This window comes from Pseudoxanthomonas sp. P4_B2, assembly GCF_056402315.1.
Map to the genome: position 1 here is coordinate 430,685 of NZ_JBFUHQ010000001.1, position 17,550 is coordinate 448,234.

Annotated in this window: 20 protein-coding genes; 6 read left to right on the forward strand and 14 right to left on the reverse strand. The window is 63.2% G+C overall.

All coding sequences use genetic code 11. The features are described from left to right. Positions 1-8: 8 nt before the first annotated feature. The 9 genes from AC1DTQ_RS01875 to AC1DTQ_RS01915 are packed head-to-tail and all read right to left on the reverse strand — an operon-like array spanning position 9 to position 6,216. On the reverse strand, positions 9-440 hold the full coding sequence (locus AC1DTQ_RS01875; RefSeq protein ID WP_477847487.1) for a cytochrome c-type biogenesis protein: 432 nt from the start codon (positions 438-440) through the stop codon (positions 9-11). Further along, positions 437-1,045: a DsbE family thiol:disulfide interchange protein gene (locus AC1DTQ_RS01880; RefSeq protein WP_477847488.1), complete on the reverse strand. Its 609-nt coding sequence runs from the start codon at positions 1,043-1,045 to the stop codon at positions 437-439. Before AC1DTQ_RS01880 ends, AC1DTQ_RS01875 begins: the two co-directional genes overlap by 4 nt. After that, a complete protein-coding gene (locus AC1DTQ_RS01885; protein ID WP_477847490.1) occupies positions 1,042-2,961 on the reverse strand; it encodes a heme lyase CcmF/NrfE family subunit in 1,920 nt (639 codons plus the stop codon). The genes AC1DTQ_RS01880 and AC1DTQ_RS01885 overlap by 4 nt, the downstream gene beginning before the upstream one ends. Further along, entirely contained in the window at positions 2,962-3,432 is a 471-nt protein-coding gene (ccmE, locus tag AC1DTQ_RS01890) for a cytochrome c maturation protein CcmE (protein ID WP_477847491.1), read from the reverse strand. Further along, positions 3,429-3,593, reverse strand: coding sequence for a heme exporter protein CcmD (gene ccmD, locus AC1DTQ_RS01895; RefSeq protein ID WP_477847492.1), 165 nt, complete (start codon positions 3,591-3,593; stop codon positions 3,429-3,431). Before ccmD ends, ccmE begins: the two co-directional genes overlap by 4 nt. Continuing rightward, positions 3,590-4,333, reverse strand: a complete 744-nt coding sequence (ccmC, locus tag AC1DTQ_RS01900; protein WP_477847494.1) for a heme ABC transporter permease CcmC — start codon at positions 4,331-4,333, stop codon at positions 3,590-3,592. The genes ccmD and ccmC overlap by 4 nt, the downstream gene beginning before the upstream one ends. A 12-nt stretch (positions 4,334-4,345) precedes the next feature. Beyond that, complete coding sequence (gene ccmB, locus AC1DTQ_RS01905) at positions 4,346-5,029, reverse strand: heme exporter protein CcmB (RefSeq protein ID WP_477847496.1); 684 nt, start codon at positions 5,027-5,029, stop codon at positions 4,346-4,348. Continuing rightward, complete coding sequence (ccmA, locus tag AC1DTQ_RS01910; RefSeq protein WP_477847497.1) at positions 5,026-5,670, reverse strand: heme ABC exporter ATP-binding protein CcmA; 645 nt, start codon at positions 5,668-5,670, stop codon at positions 5,026-5,028. Before ccmA ends, ccmB begins: the two co-directional genes overlap by 4 nt. 42 nt (positions 5,671-5,712) lie before the next feature. Continuing rightward, on the reverse strand, positions 5,713-6,216 hold the full coding sequence (locus AC1DTQ_RS01915) for a DUF3293 domain-containing protein (protein ID WP_477847499.1): 504 nt from the start codon (positions 6,214-6,216) through the stop codon (positions 5,713-5,715). Between the two features lie 51 nt (positions 6,217-6,267). On the opposite strand from AC1DTQ_RS01915, the gene AC1DTQ_RS01920 reads away from it, so the two are divergent. The 3 genes from AC1DTQ_RS01920 (at position 6,268) to AC1DTQ_RS01930 (ending at position 8,941) form a co-directional block, all read left to right on the forward strand. Further along, complete coding sequence (locus AC1DTQ_RS01920; protein ID WP_477847500.1) at positions 6,268-7,416, forward strand: pyridoxal phosphate-dependent aminotransferase; 1,149 nt, start codon at positions 6,268-6,270, stop codon at positions 7,414-7,416. Positions 7,417-7,561: 145 nt separating this feature from the next. Next, positions 7,562-8,359: an amidohydrolase gene (locus AC1DTQ_RS01925; RefSeq protein ID WP_477847501.1), complete on the forward strand. Its 798-nt coding sequence runs from the start codon at positions 7,562-7,564 to the stop codon at positions 8,357-8,359. Between the two features lie 24 nt (positions 8,360-8,383). Beyond that, positions 8,384-8,941: a DUF488 domain-containing protein gene (locus AC1DTQ_RS01930; RefSeq protein WP_477847502.1), complete on the forward strand. Its 558-nt coding sequence runs from the start codon at positions 8,384-8,386 to the stop codon at positions 8,939-8,941. A 12-nt stretch (positions 8,942-8,953) separates the two neighbouring features. Here the strand turns inward: AC1DTQ_RS01930 and AC1DTQ_RS01935 are convergent, their stop codons facing one another. From AC1DTQ_RS01935 to AC1DTQ_RS01945, 3 genes are read right to left on the reverse strand one after another with little or no spacing between them, the layout of a single operon-like run. Further along, positions 8,954-9,337, reverse strand: coding sequence for a hypothetical protein (locus AC1DTQ_RS01935; RefSeq protein WP_477847503.1), 384 nt, complete (start codon positions 9,335-9,337; stop codon positions 8,954-8,956). A 26-nt stretch (positions 9,338-9,363) separates the two neighbouring features. After that, positions 9,364-11,259, reverse strand: a complete 1,896-nt coding sequence (locus AC1DTQ_RS01940) for an ABC transporter ATP-binding protein (protein ID WP_477847505.1) — start codon at positions 11,257-11,259, stop codon at positions 9,364-9,366. Between the two features lie 49 nt (positions 11,260-11,308). Then, a complete protein-coding gene (locus AC1DTQ_RS01945) occupies positions 11,309-12,043 on the reverse strand; it encodes a dimethylarginine dimethylaminohydrolase family protein (protein WP_477847507.1) in 735 nt (244 codons plus the stop codon). Positions 12,044-12,241: 198 nt separating this feature from the next. Between AC1DTQ_RS01945 and AC1DTQ_RS01950 the strand changes: the two genes are divergently transcribed. Continuing rightward, positions 12,242-13,774 (forward strand): fumarate hydratase, encoded by a 1,533-nt coding sequence (locus AC1DTQ_RS01950; RefSeq protein WP_477847508.1) that lies wholly within the window; start codon positions 12,242-12,244, stop codon positions 13,772-13,774. Positions 13,775-13,922: 148 nt separating this feature from the next. After that, entirely contained in the window at positions 13,923-14,558 is a 636-nt protein-coding gene (locus AC1DTQ_RS01955; RefSeq protein WP_477847510.1) for a glutathione S-transferase family protein, read from the forward strand. Positions 14,559-14,655: 97 nt separating this feature from the next. Here AC1DTQ_RS01955 and AC1DTQ_RS01960 read toward each other — a convergent pair whose 3' ends face one another. After that, positions 14,656-15,774 carry a sterol desaturase family protein gene (locus AC1DTQ_RS01960; RefSeq protein ID WP_477847512.1) on the reverse strand — a complete coding sequence of 373 codons (1,119 nt, stop codon included), beginning with the start codon at positions 15,772-15,774 and terminating at the stop codon, positions 14,656-14,658. A gap of 130 nt (positions 15,775-15,904) precedes the next feature. Here AC1DTQ_RS01960 and AC1DTQ_RS01965 point away from each other — a divergent pair, with 130 nt between their 5' ends. Then, the gene (locus tag AC1DTQ_RS01965; RefSeq protein ID WP_477847513.1) at positions 15,905-16,345 is read left to right on the forward strand and encodes a CoA-binding protein; all 441 of its coding nucleotides are present in this window, start codon (positions 15,905-15,907) and stop codon (positions 16,343-16,345) included. 43 nt (positions 16,346-16,388) lie between these two features. On the opposite strand, the gene AC1DTQ_RS01970 is transcribed toward AC1DTQ_RS01965, so the two are convergent. Next, positions 16,389-17,543: a phospholipase A gene (locus AC1DTQ_RS01970; RefSeq protein ID WP_477847514.1), complete on the reverse strand. Its 1,155-nt coding sequence runs from the start codon at positions 17,541-17,543 to the stop codon at positions 16,389-16,391. Between the last annotated feature and the right edge of the window lie 7 nt (positions 17,544-17,550).

The window sequence follows — 17,550 nt, forward strand, 5'->3', positions numbered from 1 at the left end:
CTGGCCTATCACCATTCCTGGTTGTCGTCGTTGGCCACGGTGCCGGCGGCACCGCGCTTGCGCACTATGCGGAAGACGATGGCGGCGCCCGCGAGCAACAGCAGCGCCGGGCCGAACCACAGCAGCCAGGTGTTGCCGGCGATATCTGGCTTGTACAAGACGAATTCGCCGTAACGATCGACCAGGAAGCGCTTGATTTCCTCGTCCGACTTGCCCTGATTCATCAGATCCAGCACTTCGCGGCGCAGGTCGTGCGCGATCTGCGCGTTGGAATCGGCCAGCGACTGGTTCTGGCACATCACGCAACGCAGCTCGGCGGTGAGTTGATGGAAACGCGTTTCCTGGGCCGTATCGCGGAATAGCAGAGGCGTCGGATCGCTGGCTTGCGCGTGCGCCAGCGGAGACAACAACAGCATCGCTAGCAGGAACAGGGTCCTCATCGTTTTTCCGTTTCCGCCTTTTCGAGCGCGGGAATCAATTCCTCGGCGATGATCTCGTCGGTGATCGCACCCACGTGCTTCCAGCGGACGATGCCTTTGGCGTCCACCAGGAAGGTTTCCGGAGCGCCGTAGATGCCCCAGTCGATCGCCGTGCGGCCGCTCTCGTCGGCGATCACCATCAGGTACGGATTGCCGTACTGCTCCAGCCAACGCAAAGCGTCCTCGCGCGGATCCTTCAGGTTGTAGCCGATGAAGCGCACCCGCTTGGTCAGGGCGAACTTGCTGATCACCGGATGCTCAACGCGGCATTCCGGACACCAGCTGCCCCATACGTTCATTACGAACGGCTGGCCACGCAGTTCCGCGAGCGTGAAGCGCTTGCCGGGCTCGTGCAGCAAGGGCAGGTCGAAGGTGGGCGCGGGCTTGCCGATCAAGGGCGAGGGCAGGGCGTCGCGGCCGGCGCGGTCGGATTGCTGCACGCCGTAATACAACAGTCCCATCAGGCCGATGAAAAACAGCGCGATGATCACGCCGGCAAAGACGAACGCGCCGGCGTGCGGCTTCTTCGGTGCGGGTGCGGGCTGGTTCATCGCGGGCTGGTTCATGGGTTTTTCTCGGGTTTGCGGAAACGCCGGTCGGTGGCGGTGACGAAGCCGCCCAGCGCCATCAGACCGGCGCCCAGCCAGATCCACCGCACAAACGGTTTGATATGGATGCGAACGGCCCGCGCTTGCCCGCCCAGCGATTCGCCAAGGGCGACATAGACATCGCCGAACAGCCCCGGATGGATACCGGCTTCGGTCATGACCTGTCCGCCGCTGGCATAGGCGCGCTTCTCAGGATTGAGCAGAATCAGGAGCTTGTCGCCGCGCGTGACTTGCACATGGCCGCGCGTGGCCAGGTAGTTGGGGCCGCTGAGTTCATCCACACCCTGGTACTGGAATGCGTAGCGTCCGATCTCCACTGTCTGGCCGGGCGTCATCGCAAGTTCGCGTTGCACGTTAAGGCCTTCCACCAGCAGCGCACCGATCAGGAACACGGCGATACCGCTGTGCGCCAGGGTCATGCCCAGCATCTCGGCGGTAAAGCGGCTGCCCTTGGACTGAAAGCGCGTCCACAGAAAGCGCACAGTCCCGAACACCACCCAAGCGGCAGCGGCGATACCCGCGGCGGTTTTCCACTTTCCTTGCGGCGCCATGAAATAAGCGAAGGCGCCAAGCACCAGCGCCAGTACTGCCCACGGCGCTAGCATGCGCAAAGGCCTGGACATTTCCTCGCGTTGCCAGCGGGTCAGCGGCCCGAACGGGAGCAGTAACACCAGCGGCGCCATCAGCAGCAAGAACAGCAGGCCGAAGTAGGGAGGCCCCACCGAAATCTTGCCCAGCCCCAGCGCATCGGCGAGCAGCGGATACAACGTGCCCAGCAGCACCATCGCGCAGGCGCAGGTCAGCAGCACGTTGTTGGCCAACAGCAGGGTTTCGCGGGAGCCGGCGGTGAAGGGCGCGCCTTGTTCGAGTCGCGGCACCCGCAATACGTACAGCACCAGCGATCCGCCGATCACCAGACCCAGGAAGATCAGGATGAAAAGTCCGCGCGAGGGATCTGCAGCAAAGGCATGCACACTGGTCAGCACGCCGGAGCGCACCAGGAAGGCGCCCAGCAACGACAGTGAGAATGCCGCGATGGCCAGCAACAAAGTCCATCCACGGAAACTGCCGCGCTTCTCGGTCACCGCTTGCGAGTGCAGCAGCGCGGCGCCGGCTAGCCAGGGCATGAAGCTAGCGTTCTCCACCGGATCCCAGAACCACCAGCCGCCCCAGCCCAGCTCGTAATACGCCCACCAACTGCCCAGGGCGATGCCGATGGTCAGGAAGCCCCAGGCGACGTTGGTCCACGGCCGTGTCCAGCGCAGCCAGCGCGCGTCCACGCTGCCGTCGATCAACGCGGCGATGGAGAATGCGAACGGCACCACGAAACCCACGTAGCCGATGTACAGCATCGGCGGGTGGATGATCATGCCCACGTCCTGCAGCAAGGGGTTGAGATCGCGGCCTTCCAGTGGCGAGGGCAGCAGGCGGATGAAGGGATTGGAAGTGAAGATCAGGAAGGACAGGAAGCCCAGGCTGATGATGCCGATTACGCCCAGTACGCGCGCGATCACGCGTTCGGGCAGGCCGCGCGAGAATTCGGCCACGGCCGCGTTCCACACCGCCAGCACCAGCGTCCACAGCAGCAGCGAGCCTTCGTGCGCGCCCCAGACCGCGGTGTAGCGATACACCATGGGCAGCAACGAATTCGAATTCTCCGCCACGTACTTGACCGAAAAATCCTGGGTGACGAAAGCGACGGTCAGGACAACGAACGCGCCCAGCACCAGGAACAATTGCGCATAGGCGGCGGGACGGGCGATGGCCATCCAGCCAGCTTTGCCGCGCTGCGCGCCGGCCAAAGGCAATACCGCCTGCAAGCCTGCGATCAGCAGCGCCAGGATCAGCGCTATCTGGCCGAGTTCGGGCAGCACTTAGCGGTTTTCCGTCGGAGCGGTGGCGGGCGCCTGCACGTCGTGCTTCTTGTGCGCCATGCCCATCTTGTCGGCGACTTCCTTGGGCATGTAGTTCTCGTCGTGCTTGGCCAGCACGTCCTCGGCCACGAATACGCCGCCCTTCATTGTGCCTGTCGCCACTACCGCCTGGCCTTCTCGGAACAGATCGGGAAGGATGCGGTTGTAGACCACCGGCAGCAGCGCGTCGCCATCGGTGACTTTGAAGTGCACTTCCAACGATCCGGGCGTGCGTTCGAACGAACCTTTCTCCACCATGCCGCCCAGACGGAAGCGCGCACGCTCGCCGGTTTCGCCGCGCAGTACTTCGGCAGGCGTGTACAGGTAGGCGACATTGCGTTGCAGGGCGAAGACCACGAGAGTAGTAGCGATAGCAGCGGCTGCCACTAAGAGCAGCACCCACAATAGGCGACGTCGACGGACCGGGTTCATCGACTCAGCTCCACCGGTTCGGCGCGCTTGGCGGCACGTGTCTTGCGCAAGCGAGCGGCCCGCAGTTCGCGGCGGATCTGCAGACGCGGAACGACGAAATCGCACAGCATGACGATGGCGAATGCCGCATAGGCGCCGACCACATAATTGACATAAGTCATGATTGCGCCGCCAGTTTCGCCACCCAATCTTTCCCCGATTCGCGCCGCAAATTATCGGCGCGCGCACGCGACAACAGCGAACCCGCGAACCAGAACTGCACCGCCACGAACATCAGCCAGAACGGCAATTGCATGCTCGGATCCATCTTGGAGTCGCCGAACAGACTGATGGTTTGGCCCTGGTGCAGCGAGTTCCACCACACTACCGAATATTTGATGACCGGCAACAGCGCTACGCCCACGATAGCCAGCAGGCCGGCAGCGCGCGCAGCGGCGCGGCGATCGTCGATGGCGTGGTACAGACCGGTCACGCCGAGATACAGGAACAGCAGGATCAGTTCCGTGGTCAGGCGCGGATCCCAGTCCCACCACGCGCCCCACATCGGCTTGCCCCAGATCGATCCGGTGACCAGGGTGATGACGGTGAAGGCGGCGCCGACCGGCGCGCACGCCATGGCCAGGATTTCGCAAAGTTTGATCCGCCAGATCAACGCGATGGCCGCGTAGACCGCCATCAATCCGAACACCAGCATGCTCATCATCGCGCTGGGCACGTGGATGTAGAAGATGCGGAAGCTGTCGCCCTGCTGGTAATCGGCAGGCACCTGGAACGCCTGCCACAGGCCGACGCCCATCAGGAGGAAAGCAACGGCGTAGCACCACGGCGCCCAGCGGGCCGCGAAGCGGTCGAAGATCGGCGGTGAGCCGAGTTGGTGGAACCAGAGCAGGACGGGATTCATGCGTACGGAACTTCAGTGCAATGCGATGCGGATCGCCGCCGCGGCGGCCAAAGGGGCCAGGACCAGTGCCAGCACCAGTCCTGCGCCAAGGAACAGCAGTGCGCCGACGGCGTCCAGGCCTTGCGCGCTGCGGGCGACGCTGCCAGCACCGAAAATCAGCACGGGGACATATAGCGGCAACGCCAGCAAGGCGACAAGAATACCAGAGCGCCTCATGCCGACCGTCAGCGCGGCCACCACCGCGCCCAGCAGGCTGAGCAGAGGCGTGCCCAAGGCCAGCGAGGCCAGCAAGACCGGGAGTTGATCGCGGGGAAGGTGCAACAGTTCCCCCAGCAGAGGTGCGGCGAGGATCAGTGGCAGCGCGGTCGTCAGCCAGTGGCTGAGCACGCGCACGGCCACGAGCCAGGCCAAGGGCACGGGAGCGAGGATCCATTGCTCCAGCGAACCATCGTCGGCATCGCCGCGGAACAACGTATCCAGCGATAGCAGGCCGGCCAGCAACACTGCGACCCACATCACCGCCGAGGCCACTTTCCCCAGCGCCTGCGCTTCGCCGCCCAGCGCCAGTGCGAACAGCACCACCACCAGTAGGGCGAACAGGGCAGGCTGGAAGGCATCGCCTCGCCGGCGCCAGAGCAAGCGTAGATCGCGAACCAACAGCGCGCTGCCAGCCTGGAATAGAGAAGGTCCGTTCACGCGGGCCGCTCCAACGCCAGCATCCGCGTCTGCACCGGCGGCGCGGCATAGGCGCCATGGGTGGTCACCAGAGCGGCCCCGCCATCGCGCAGATGCGCGGAAATCATCCGGTTGACCAGATTGATGCCCTCCAGGTCCAGGTTGGCGTAGGGCTCGTCCAGCAGCCAGAGCGGCGCAGGCGACAGCCATAGACGGGCCAGGGACAAGCGTTTTTTCTGTCCGGCGGAAAGCTGACGGGCCAGGCTGTCTTCATGACCGGCCAGCCCGACCATGCCCAGCGCATCGCCCGGCAGCTGGCGCACCCGGCGCCCGTGCAGGCCGCACAGGAAATTCAGGTTCTCCAACGTATTCAGATCCGCCTTCATTGCTGGCAGGTGACCCAGGTAGGCGATGGCGCGCGAGCGGAGACTGGCTTGGGCGGTGCGGCCATCGATGTCGATCTCGCCCGAATCGGCACGTAGCAATCCGGCCAGGACACGCAACAAGGTGGTCTTGCCGGCGCCGTTATCGCCCTGCACCAGCAAGGCCTCGCCTGCGGCGACCACGAAGTCGAGCGGCCCGAACACCGGCTCGTCGTTACGCGTAAACGTCAGTCCACGTGCGGCGAGCAGCGGCAGGGAGGAGTGCGGGGAAGGGCTCATCTGCGCCTATTGTAAACGGCGCGCCCGATTTGCCTTACTGGCTCATTCGGCCCAGTCGGTGTGGGGTTCGTCGGCCACGCCGGACGGGCGCGGCCATAGCATGCGCAGCCGCACCGTTTCCTCGTGTTTCCAGTAAAGGATGCCGGCTTGGCCGAATTCGCGCGCCCAGGCATCGCCCGTTTCCAACGGTACGTCCAGGACCACCCAGCCGTATTCCACGGCGCCGCCCTGGGCGTTGCTTCCCAGCGCTGAGCAATGGTGGAACCCGCCGTCCCGGATGCGGGCCTGCAAATGCTCGTCGGCCGCTAGGTTCTCGGCCACAGTGGCCGTATTGGCGGGCGGATTCCAGGCGGTGATGAAAAGATAGCTTTCGGCGCCCAGTTCGCGCTCGATGTCTTCGGCGAGTTGGCCTACGCCGAACAGCCATTCCCTGTGGCCGATGGTCACGAAATAGTGGGCTGCGGCGTAGGCCTTCGCCAGCTTCGCCTTTTCTTCGTCTTGAATCGCTTTGCCGTCCATGGCGTCATCATCACCGGTCTCCGTCATTGCGTACACTCCCTCTCCCCTGATCCCCACTCGCGATCCACGGAACGGCCAATGCCCTTCGAAACCAAACTACCCAAGGTAGGCACCACCATCTTCACCGTCATGTCCCAGCTGGCCGCCGAACATGGCGCGGTCAATCTGGGCCAAGGTTTTCCCGATTTCGCCGTGCCGCAAAGGCTGGTGGACGAGCTGGCCGTCGCCATGCGCGCCGGCCATAACCAGTACGCACCGATGACCGGAGTACCCGCGCTGCGCCAGGCCATCGCCGCCAAGGTACTGCGCTGCTACGGCGCCGAAGTGAACGCCGATACCGAGATCACCGTGACTAGTGGCGCGACCGAGGCGATCTTCAACGCCATCCATGCGGTGGTGCGGCCGGGCGAGGAAGTGATCGTGCTGGACCCAGCCTACGATTGCTACGAACCGGCTATCGACCTGGCCGGTGCCAAGGCCGTGCATGTCGCCCTGGATCCGCAGACCTTCGCCGTGGACTGGCGGAAAGTGCAGGACGCCATCACTCCGCGTACCCGCATGTTGATGATCAACAGCCCGCACAATCCGTCCGGCGCGATGCTGGGGGAAGAAGATCTGCGCCAGCTGGCCGACATACTGCGCGACACCGAGATCTTCCTGGTCTCCGACGAGGTCTACGAACACATCATCTTCGACGGTCGGCGCCATGAATCGGTGTTGCGTTATCCGGAACTGGCCGAGCGCGCCTTCGTCGTTTCCAGCTTCGGCAAGACCTATCACTGTACCGGCTGGAAGATCGGTTATGCGATCGCGCCGCCCGCATTGAGCGCCGAATTCCGCAAGGTGCATCAATACAACACCTTCACCAGCTTCTCGCCCGCGCAATACGCGTTCGCGGCGATGATTCGCGACGAGCCGGAACACTACGAGCAGCTGGGCGCGTTCTATCAGGCCAAGCGTGACCGTTTCCGCGAGCAGTTGTTGGCGACGAAACTGAGGCCGTTGCCGGTGCCGGGCGGATATTTCCAGTTGGTGGACTATTCAGCGGTCAGTGACCTGCCGGATGCCGAATTCGTCAAATGGCTGACGGTGGAGCATGGGGTCACAGCGATTCCGCTATCGCCGTTCTACGAATCGCCGCCACCGGGCCAGAGATTGGCGCGGCTGTGCTTCGCCAAGAACGATGCGACGATGGATGCGGCAGTGGAGCGGTTGCTGAAACTATAATTTTCGCTCGTCATTCCCGCGAAGGCGGAAGTGCTTTTCAACAGCGTAGCTGGTCAACCCAGCGACTTTGCTCTGTCGGTAGTGAGAAAAGCAAAGTCACTGGATCCCTGCTTTCGCGGGGACGACATCGGAAGGAGAATGAATCTTGCAAGACCTCAGAATCTCACTCGTACAAGGCGCCACCCGCTGGCACGACCCAGCGGGCAACCGCGAATACTACGGCGATCTGATCAAGCCTCTGGCGAATACCACCGATCTGGTGATCCTGCCCGAAACCTTCACCAGTGGGTTCAGCAATGAAGCCATCGACAAGGCCGAAGGCATGGACGGACCGACGGTGCAATGGATGCGCGAGCAGGCCATCGCACTAGATGCCGCGGTCACAGGCAGCGTGCAGTTGCGCACGGATGAAGGCGTGTTCAATCGCTTGCTGTGGGCCACGCCCGATGGCGAGCTGCAGTACTACGACAAGCGCCATCTGTTCCGCTATGCCGGCGAGCACAAGCGCTACGCCGCCGGCAAAAAACGGCTGACGGTCGAATACAAGGGCTGGCGCATCAATCCGCTGGTCTGCTATGACCTGCGCTTCCCGGTGTACTTGCGCAATCGCTATAACGTGGAGCGCGAGGGCCAGCTGGATTTCGATCTGCAGATTTTCGTCGCCAATTGGCCGGCAGCGCGGGCGTATGCGTGGAAGACGCTGCTGCGCGCGCGCGCGATCGAGAACCTCTGCTATGTCGCCGCGGTGAATCGCGTCGGCCTGGACGGCAACGGGTTGGAATACTCGGGCGACAGCGCGGTGATCGATTTCCTGGGCCAGCCGCTGATCGAGACCACCGGCGAGGAGGGTGTCGTCAGCAGCGTGATCTCCGGTGCAGAGCTGGCGGCGCACCGTGAGCGTTTTCCGGCGATGCTGGATGGCGACACGTTCTCGCTGACTTAATCCTTCGGTGCCTACGCTGCCGGCATGAGTCGAACCGATGCCGACACACTGCGGACGATCGGCCATTCCGTGCGACCGTGGGAAGAATTCGTCGGCATGCTGACCGCCGCGCGCATTAACGCGCTTGTCGACGTGCGCCGCTTCGCGGGATCGCGGCGGAATCCTCAGTTCAGCGGTGAAACGATGGGTGCCGCGCTGGCGAAGGAGGGCATCGACTATTTGCCCATGCCCGACCTGGGTGGCCGTCGGCCCGCGCATGAGGACTCTCCGAACCTAGCCTGGCGCAATGCGGCCTTTCGGGGCTACGCCGACTATATGGCGACCTTGCCTTACCAGGCGGCGCGAGAGCGGCTGGCCCAGCTCGCGCAAGAGAAACGCACGGCGGTGATGTGCGCGGAAGCCATGTGGTGGCAGTGCCATCGCAGCCTGATATCGGACGATTTCAAGGCTGAGGGTTGGCAAGTGATCCACCTGTTATCGCCCGGACGAGAGCAGGAGCATCCCTACACCTCTGCCGCGCGGATCGTCGAAGGTCGGCTGGACTACACGCTTCCCGCTAATCCGCAATCTTCGCTGTTCTGAAGTGTTGCTTGACTACTTGCTGAAAGACAACTCGATCGACGTGAAGAAAGGCACGCGCGGGGGCGCCAGTAAAGTGCGGCCGGCGACGTATTTGCGGAAGCACATTCCCAGCAGCGAGGACCCCTCCAGCCACGTGCGGACCACCTTTCCGTCGGGACCGAGTTCCATTACCACCACGAACGGCGAAAGATCGGGCGTGGGCGTAGCGCAGGCAGCGACGGCTTCACCCAGCAGTTTTCCCTGCGATTCGCGCAAGGTCGCCGATTGGGCTGGCGCGAGCGATGCTTCGTCCTGGTCGGCGAGTGATTTAGCGACGTCGTAATCGGGTCCGAGGGCGGTTTGAGCCAAAACCGGTCCGCTCAGCGCCATCAGTGCGATCAATGCGAAGAATTTCATGTCGTTCCTTCTGGTAGTTGCTTGCATCAACGATAGCCCGAGGCCTGCAGTTCGAATAGTTCAGCGTAACGCCCGCCCTGTGCCAGCAGTTGCTCGTGGGTACCGCTGGCTTCCAACTGACCCTGTTCCAGGACCAGGATGCGGTCGGCCATGCGCACGCTGGAGAAGCGGTGCGAGATCAGCACGGCGGTGCGGTCGTCCGATAGTTCCTTGAAGCGCTGGAACACTTCGAACTCCGAACGCGCATCCAGCGCCGCAGTGGGTTCGTCCAGGATCATCACTTGCGCATCGCGCATGTAGGCGCGGGCGATGGCGATCTTCTGCCATTGACCGCCGGAGAGATCCACGCCGGTCTTGAAGCGGCGTCCGACCAGTTGGTCGTAACCGTTGGGCAGGGTGGCGATGACCTCGTCGGCCATCGCCCGGCGCGCGGCATCGCGAATGCGCGCGCCATCGTCCATCGCATCGACCTGACCCACCCCGATGTTCTCGCCGGCGGTCAGGTTGTAGCGCACGAAATCCTGGAAGATCACGCCGATGTTGGCGCGCAGATCCTCGATGTCGTACTGGCGCAGGTCCACGCCATCCAGCAGGATGCGGCCTTCGTCGGGGTCGTACAGTCGCGCCAGCAGTTTCACCAGCGTGGTCTTGCCCGCGCCGTTCTCGCCAACCAGCGCCAGCACCTCGCCGGCCCGCAGTTCGAAGCTGAGGTGGCGCACCGCCCAACGCTCCGCATCGGGATAGCGGAAACCCACGTCCTCGAACACGAAGCCGCGCACGATGGGTTTCGGTACGGCGACAGGGTTTTCCGGCGAAGCGATTTCCGGTTTGATCTCGAAGAAAGAGAACAGGTCGTCCAGGTAAAGCGCCTGGCTGGCCACCTGCGAAAAACCGACCAGCAATCCTTCCAGCAGTTGCCTCAAGCGCCTGAAGCTGCCTGCGAGGAAGGTAAGGTCGCCGATGGTGAAATCGCCGCGCACCGTGCGCCAGGCGATATAGGCGTAAGCGATGTAGTAGCCCAAGGTTCCCAACGCGGCGAACAGCGCGCCCCACACCGCGCGTCTCTTGGCCAGCGAGCGGTTCGCCTTGAAGAACTTGTCCGCCAGCGTGCGGTAGCGCGCGATCAGGAAGTGGTGGAGATTGAATATCTTCACCTCCTTGGCGCTTTCCACGCTGGCGCCGGTCTGCTTCACGTACTCCAGTTGGCGGCGCTCGGGGGTCCAGGCGAAATTCAACGAATAACCCATTGCGTTGAAATGCGCTTCGCCGACGAAGGCCGGGATCAGCGCGACCGCGAGCAGGGCGATCAGCCAGGGCGCGTAGACCAGCAGGCCGGCGGCGAAACTGATGACCGTAATCGAATCCTGCACCTGGCCGAACAGCGTGCTCATCAGGTTCATGCGCCCCATGGTCTGGCGGCGCGCACGGTCCAGTTTGTCTTGCAGGTCGGGGTCTTCGAAGTCTTCCAGGTCCAGCGTGGCCGCGTGTTCCATCAGGCGGATGCTGGTCGCGTTGGTGAACAGCTCCGACAGCAGCGAGTCCGCATAGCTGACCATGCGCCCGAGCAGGTCCGACAGGATCGCCAGTGCGAACTCCAAGACCAGCAGCGACAACAGGTGGTCGAGTTGCCCGCCGCGCCAGGCCCCGCCCAGCGATTCGAAAGGCAGGCCCAGCGCCACCAGGCGCACGGCCTCGTCGATGATGAGCTTGCCGATATACAGCGTGACGATGGGCAGCACTGCGCGGATCAGGCGCAGGCCCAGGCTGGAAATCGTCAGCCAGGGGCTGGTCTGCCAGATCTGCTTGAGGAAAGGCGGCAGGTTGCGCATCGCCTTGAAGCGTTCGCGCAGGCTGGGACCGGATTTGCCTGGCCTGGCATGGGCGGTGGCCGGCGCGTTCGGGGCATGGGTCGGTTCGGCCATGCCCGCATTGTGCCGCGGCTGGCGTGAATTACGAAATCAAGTGGGCCGACTATGGTTCGTCCAATCGCAAGGTAAGGCATTTCGCCGAGCCGCCCGCCTTCAGGAATTCGTCCAGCGGCGTCTCGACGACATTGAATCCCGCTTCAGCCAAGGTCGCTTCCAACGCGCTGCTGGCGTGATTGACCACCACGGTCGTGCCGATATTGACGGCATTGCAAGCGAAAGCGAGGGCATCCTGTTCGGAGACGGCGATGCGGCGGGACTCGGGTATGCGGGAGGCGATGGCGCCTACGGCTTCGGCATCGAAGGCGGGAGGGTAGTACAGCAGCCAGCCGCCGCTCAGCGGACAGAAGCAGGTGTCCAGGTGATAGAAACGAGGATCCGACAGGCGCAGGGCGATGGTTTCCAGGTCGAACATCGCCGCGATCTCCTGTGCGACGCCCGCATCGCTACGATGGCCATGGCCCAGCCACAGCCTGGGCGCGTCACGGTCGAGCAGCGCGTCGCCAGCGCCTTCGAAATCCATGTCCGCGGGGAGCCGGCGAATGGCGAATCCTTGTTGCGCGAACCATTCGGTGAACAAGGCCTCTTCGCCCCGCCGTTGCGCATGGTGGAAGCGGCTGGGTACGAACACATCGCCCAGCACCAATCCTGCGTTGGCGGTGAAGGGCATGTCGGGCAAATCTTCGCCGGGCGCGATCAGGTCGATTCGCGCCAGACCGGACAGCACCTCGTGCAGCGCCGACCATTGCGATTGCGCACGGGCGGGGTCGGTCGAGTGCAAGTTGCCCTCCATCCAGGGGTTTATCACGTAATCCACTGCAAAATGCGTGGGTGGACACATCAGGAGGCGGGAATTTGCGGGCATAGGCGACTCCGATGGGTGCAAGGAAAGTTGCGGCAATACCGTCTCCGGCGCAATGACGGGTCCGCCACTCGGGTAAAATCCGGCTTTGCAGCCCAGCCAGCCACAGAGCCAGTCGTGAGCCTAGATTCCTCCACTGCGATCAAGCAGGAAGACTTCATCCAGAGCGTCGCCGACGCCCTGCAGTACATCAGTTATTACCATCCGGTCGATTACATCCGCAATCTCGCCGCCGCCTACGAGCGCGAGGAGTCGGAAGCGGCCAAGGACGCCATCGCCCAGATCCTGATCAATTCGCGCATGTGCGCCGAGGGCCACCGGCCGATCTGCCAGGACACCGGCATCGTCACCGTGTTTCTGCAGATCGGCATGGACGTGCGCTGGGCCGACGCGACCATGGGCGTCGAAGACATGGCCAACGAGGGCGTGCGCCGTGCCTACAACCATCCGGACAACAAACTGCGGGCCAGCGTGCTGGCCGACCCCGCCGGCAAACGCAGCAACACCAAGGACAACACACCGGCCGTGGTCAACATGAAGGTCGTGCCGGGCAATACGGTCGACGTGATCGTGGCAGCCAAGGGCGGCGGTTCGGAAGCCAAGTCGAAGTTCGCCATGCTCAATCCCTCCGACTCCATCGTCGACTGGGTGTTGAAGACCGTGCCGACCATGGGCGCGGGCTGGTGTCCGCCGGGCATGCTGGGCATCGGTATCGGCGGCACCGCTGAGAAGGCGATGCTGCTGGCCAAGGAAGCGTTGATGGAACCCATCGACATCACCGACCTGCAGGCGCGGGGCGCTTCCAATCGTGCCGAGGAATTGCGCCTGGAGCTGTACGAAAAGGTCAACGCCCTCGGTATCGGTGCGCAGGGCCTGGGCGGCCTGACCACGGTGCTGGACATCAAGGTCAAGGATTTCCCCACCCACGCCGCCAATCTGCCGGTCGCGCTGATTCCCAATTGCGCGGCCACGCGGCATGCGCACTTCACTCTGGACGGCAGCGGCCCGGTGATGCTGGAGCCGCCTTCGCTGGAAGATTGGCCGAAGCTGACCTACGACACTTCGAAAGGTCGCCGCGTCGATCTGGATAAGATCACCGCCGAGGACGTCGCCAGTTTCAAGCCCGGCGAAGTGTTGCTGCTCAACGGCAAACTGCTGACCGGGCGCGACGCCGCGCACAAACGCATGGTGGAAATGCTCAATCGAGGCGAACCGCTGCCAGTGAATTTCAAGGGCCGCTTCATCTACTACGTTGGCCCGGTCGATCCCGTACGCGATGAAGTGGTCGGCCCGGCAGGCCCGACCACGGCCACGCGCATGGACAAGTTCACCGAGCAGGTGCTGGCGCAGACGGGTTTGATGGGCATGGTCGGCAAAGCCGAGCGCGGACCGGCGGCGATCGAGGCGATCAGGAAACACAAATCCGTGTACCTGATGGCCGTCGGCGGCGCCGCCTACCTAGTGTCGAAAGCGATCAAGGCCGCACGTGTGGTCGGTTTCGCCGATCTGGGCATGGAGGCGATCTACGAATTCGAGGTGAAAGACATGCCGGTGACAGTTGCCGTCGACAGCGCAGGAGAATCAGTGCATAAGACTGGTCCGCGAGAGTGGCAGGCTCGGATAGGCAAGATTCCGGTAGTTATGGAGTGATTTTTTCTTTCCTTCTCCCCTCGGGAGAAGGTGCCGAAGGCGGATGAGGGTACGGCGGAGTCCGCGTGTCTCCACCTCCTGGACTCCGCCGTACCCTCACCCCAACCCCTCTCCCGCAGGAGAGGGGCTCACGCGCATAGGAGCTTCCATGTCGACAACGCTTTACGGATCAGCCAGCACCGCCAGTCTAGTGGTGCATTGGCTGCTGATCGAACTTGAAGTTCCGCACACGTTGCATTTACTCGATTTCGATAAGCAGGAACAGAAATCGGCCGAGTACCTGAAACTCAACCCTGCCGGCGTAGTGCCCACGCTGGTGCAGGACGGGCAGACGATCACCGAAGCGCCCGCGATCGTCATGCATCTGGCCGACAGCCATCCGGCGGCCAACCTCGCGCCTGCAGCCGGTTCCCCTGAACGTGCCCAGTACTACCGCTGGATGCTGTTCATGGCCAATACGCTGCAACCTGCCTACCGGGCGTGGTTCTATCCGCCAGAGATCGCCGGCGCGGAAAATGTGGAGGCGGTCAAACAGCATGCAAGGCAGAAAATCGAAGGCGCCTGGCAGCGGGTCTCCGATCATCTTGAGGCCAATGGTCCGTATGTGTTGGGCCAGAGGATATCGGCCGCCGATTTCCTGCTCACCATGCTGATGCGATGGTCGCGCAACATGCCAAAGCCGTCGGATGCCTGGCCGGTCTTGAAGACCTATGCGCAGGGCATGAAGGCCAGGCCTGCGTTCAAGGAGGTCTATGCGCGCGAAGGCCTGACCGACTGGACCTGACCCGCGCCTTGTAGAGCCGAGCTTGCTCGGCTGCTTTTGATGTTCGGCAGAGAGCAGCCGAGCAAGCTCGGCTCTACCGCCACAGGCGCTTGAACGGTCAATTCACGAAATCGTCGTAGTCCTTCTTCTTGCGGAACGGCATCAGGTGCTGTTCCATGATGCCGCGCGGTACGGTCTCCAGCTTCATCACGCCATACTCCTGCGGCCATTCCTGCTGCTTTCGCGGCAGCTTGAAGGTGCCCATCAGCATGTCGACCAACGGCAGGTGGATAGCGTAATTGACGTCGATGTATTCCTTCTGCCGCGCGTGGTGCCAGTGGTGGTAGCGCGGCAGCACCAGCAGGTATTCCAGCGGCCCGAAGCGGATGCCCAGATTGGCGTGTGCGAGCACCGCCTGCAGACCCACCAGCACCACATAGGCATTCACGGCCGAAGCCGAGAAGCCCAGGATCAATAGCGGCAACAGTACCGCGCTACGAGTCATCACGATTTCCACGAAATGGATGCGCGAGCCCGCCAGCCAATCCATCTCGCGACTGGAATGGTGCACGGCGTGGAAGCGCCAGAGCCAGGGGATATTGTGGTAAGCGCGATGCAGAAGCGCCTGGGCCAGATCGGCCACGAACACAGCGATAAGGAATTGCCCCCATACCGGCAACGACTGGATCGCGGCCTTGAGCGAAGGGAACATCGCCAGGCCGGCAATGGTCGAGGTCGAGGCAGTGACCAGGATCAGGATGAACTGCACCAGCACATGACTCATGAAGAAGTAAGCCAGATCGGTGCGCCAGCCGGGCCGTAGCGGGGAGATATCGCGCTTGCCCAGGAAACGTTCCATCGGCACGAATACCAGCGCCGAGAAGAACAGCGAGATCACGAACCAGTCCAGCCCCAACGAATAGGAGGTCTTGCCGATCGAGTCGAACTGCACGTTGGTCCCGCCCACCAGTACCGCCAGCGTTGCGCTGCCCACGCCGATCAGCGCGATGCGCTTGTTGCGGCCGCGCAGGATGGCAAGCGTACCCAGCAGAAATGCGGCCACCAGACCCACCAGCAGTAGGTTCCGGGCGAAGGTCTCGCTGTAGACCGCGCGGAATTCCTTGCTGGTCAGCAGTTCGGGGAAATGGAAGCACAGCACGCCGAATAGACTCAGCAATCCCAGCAGGGCGGAGCTATAGGCGGCGTAGGAGCGTTTGGGGTGCGGTAAGCTGGACATAGGGTCGCGGTGGGGAGCCTGTCGGCGGAGTCCACGAATAGTCCACTGCCTACAGGCATCATTCAAGCGCCCTTGGATTCGGCCGCGGATGTCCGCATCTATCTGCCTCCCACACACTTCAAGGGCCAGCATGCGCGGCGCACTCATCCAGGACCATGGCGAGATCGATCGGCTCCTTTCCGGCATGCGTCGGATCGCGGTGCTGGGCATCAAGCCCGAGACCCACGCGGCGCAGCCCGCGCATATGATCCCCGCCTACCTGCACCGCGTGGGTTACGAGGTGATTCCGGTGCCGGTCTATTACCCGGATGTCGCCGAGATCCTGGGCAAGCCGGTGTTGCGCGCGGTCAGCGAGATCAAGGGGCGGGTAGACGTGCTGAACGTGTTCCGCAAATCCGGCGACTTGCCCCCGCATCTGCCGGACATCCTGAAAGCGCGTCCGCGCACGGTATGGCTGCAGACCGGCATCCGCGACGACGCGTTCGCCGAGTCGCTGCTGCGCGGCGGCATCAACGTGGTGCAGAACGAGTGTTTAATGGTGGAGCACCGGCGTTGGCGTAGCGCGCATTGATCCGTCGCCAGCGCCTGTTCCAGCGGCACGCAGGACGGATCGCTCAGAACCACTCCAGCAGCGAAATACCCAAGCCCACGTAGGTGGCCTTGTGGTTGTAGTCGATCAGGCTTTCGCCATATCCATGGAACAACTGCAAGTGCCCGCGTAGGGTGCGGTCGATCGGGAAGCCCCAGTCCATCTGCAGCGACCCGTGCGAATCCTCGCCGCCGCGCAGCGAATGGCGGCCGACCAGCGAAAACTCGTGGCCGTTCTTGCTGTACACCAGCATCGCATCGCCGCGGCCGATGTAGTTCTCGATGTCCGGATTGTCGTCGTCGTTGCCGTCGGAAATACGCCACCAGGGGCGCACCACGAAGGCCCAGTTCTCGCGGTCCAGGCCGACGTTGAGGATCACCCGATTCCAGCTGCGCGATAGCGGATCGCTTCGGCCATTGGATTGGTGGTTGATGCCGATGCCGGTCATGCGGCCTTTCCAGCCGAACAGGCTGTAGTTGTTGCGGAAGACCAGCATCACTTCCGGTTCGTAATTGGTTTCGCGGAAAGGCCGCGACTCCTCGCCGTTGTAGACCTGCCAGCGCGAACTCTGGGTGTAGGCGCCCCACAGGTCGCCGTTGTCGCCGAAGAGGTTCTCGGCGAACTTGGTCTTGAAGCTAAGCTGGAACTTCGCCTCCACGCTGGTGAGGTTCTGCGGGGTCTCGACCGTGTTGTCGGGGTTGGGCGAAAACGGGGTTTCGTTGACGTTGCTGGTCCAGAACGCCGGGAATAGGTAGACCGGTTTATAGGCGCGCATTTGGAACACGCCGAGCTTGGAGTCCTTGGCCAGTTCCCAGCGGCTGTCCAGCAGCGAGCCCTTGCCTGCATTGGCGCGCGCTTCGGCGTACTGATCGTCGTGGCCGAAGACCGAACCCAAGCGGTGGCGCGCGCGTTCGCGAAGGGGCGCCGACTCGTCCGGCGCGGCCGCCTTGCGTTCCTGCTTGGCGAGTTCGGCAGCCAGTTCGGCGGCGGCATCGGCGGCTCGAGTGTCGCTGGCCGTGCGTCCCAGTGCTCGGTCATAACAGGCCAAGCGGGTCGCATCGGTTTCTATCGCCACGCAGGCTTCGGGCGTGGCGGGGGCCGATGCGGTCTGCGCTATCGCAGCGGAGGAGGCGACCATGGCCGAAGCCAGGACGCTGAACTGATAGCGGTTCGGAATCATGCATTAC

What these genes read in the sequence shown, in the direction of transcription:
- AC1DTQ_RS01875 (WP_477847487.1), bottom strand. Translation starts at nt 440, where the DNA reads ATGAGGACCCTGTTCCTGCTAGCGATGCTGTTGTTGTCTCCGCTGGCG.
- ccmE (WP_477847491.1), bottom strand. Translation starts at nt 3,432, where the DNA reads ATGAACCCGGTCCGTCGACGTCGCCTATTGTGGGTGCTGCTCTTAGTG.
- AC1DTQ_RS01915 (WP_477847499.1), bottom strand. Translation starts at nt 6,216, where the DNA reads ATGACGGAGACCGGTGATGATGACGCCATGGACGGCAAAGCGATTCAA.
- AC1DTQ_RS01940 (WP_477847505.1), bottom strand. Translation starts at nt 11,259, where the DNA reads ATGGCCGAACCGACCCATGCCCCGAACGCGCCGGCCACCGCCCATGCC.
- AC1DTQ_RS01930 (WP_477847502.1), top strand. Translation starts at nt 8,384, where the DNA reads ATGAGTCGAACCGATGCCGACACACTGCGGACGATCGGCCATTCCGTG.
- AC1DTQ_RS01970 (WP_477847514.1), bottom strand. Translation starts at nt 17,543, where the DNA reads ATGATTCCGAACCGCTATCAGTTCAGCGTCCTGGCTTCGGCCATGGTC.
- AC1DTQ_RS01920 (WP_477847500.1), top strand. Translation starts at nt 6,268, where the DNA reads ATGCCCTTCGAAACCAAACTACCCAAGGTAGGCACCACCATCTTCACC.
- AC1DTQ_RS01955 (WP_477847510.1), top strand. Translation starts at nt 13,923, where the DNA reads ATGTCGACAACGCTTTACGGATCAGCCAGCACCGCCAGTCTAGTGGTG.
- AC1DTQ_RS01965 (WP_477847513.1), top strand. Translation starts at nt 15,905, where the DNA reads ATGCGCGGCGCACTCATCCAGGACCATGGCGAGATCGATCGGCTCCTT.
- ccmC (WP_477847494.1), bottom strand. Translation starts at nt 4,333, where the DNA reads ATGAATCCCGTCCTGCTCTGGTTCCACCAACTCGGCTCACCGCCGATC.
- AC1DTQ_RS01960 (WP_477847512.1), bottom strand. Translation starts at nt 15,774, where the DNA reads ATGTCCAGCTTACCGCACCCCAAACGCTCCTACGCCGCCTATAGCTCC.
- ccmD (WP_477847492.1), bottom strand. Translation starts at nt 3,593, where the DNA reads ATGACTTATGTCAATTATGTGGTCGGCGCCTATGCGGCATTCGCCATC.
- ccmA (WP_477847497.1), bottom strand. Translation starts at nt 5,670, where the DNA reads ATGAGCCCTTCCCCGCACTCCTCCCTGCCGCTGCTCGCCGCACGTGGA.
- AC1DTQ_RS01935 (WP_477847503.1), bottom strand. Translation starts at nt 9,337, where the DNA reads ATGAAATTCTTCGCATTGATCGCACTGATGGCGCTGAGCGGACCGGTT.
- AC1DTQ_RS01880 (WP_477847488.1), bottom strand. Translation starts at nt 1,045, where the DNA reads ATGAACCAGCCCGCGATGAACCAGCCCGCACCCGCACCGAAGAAGCCG.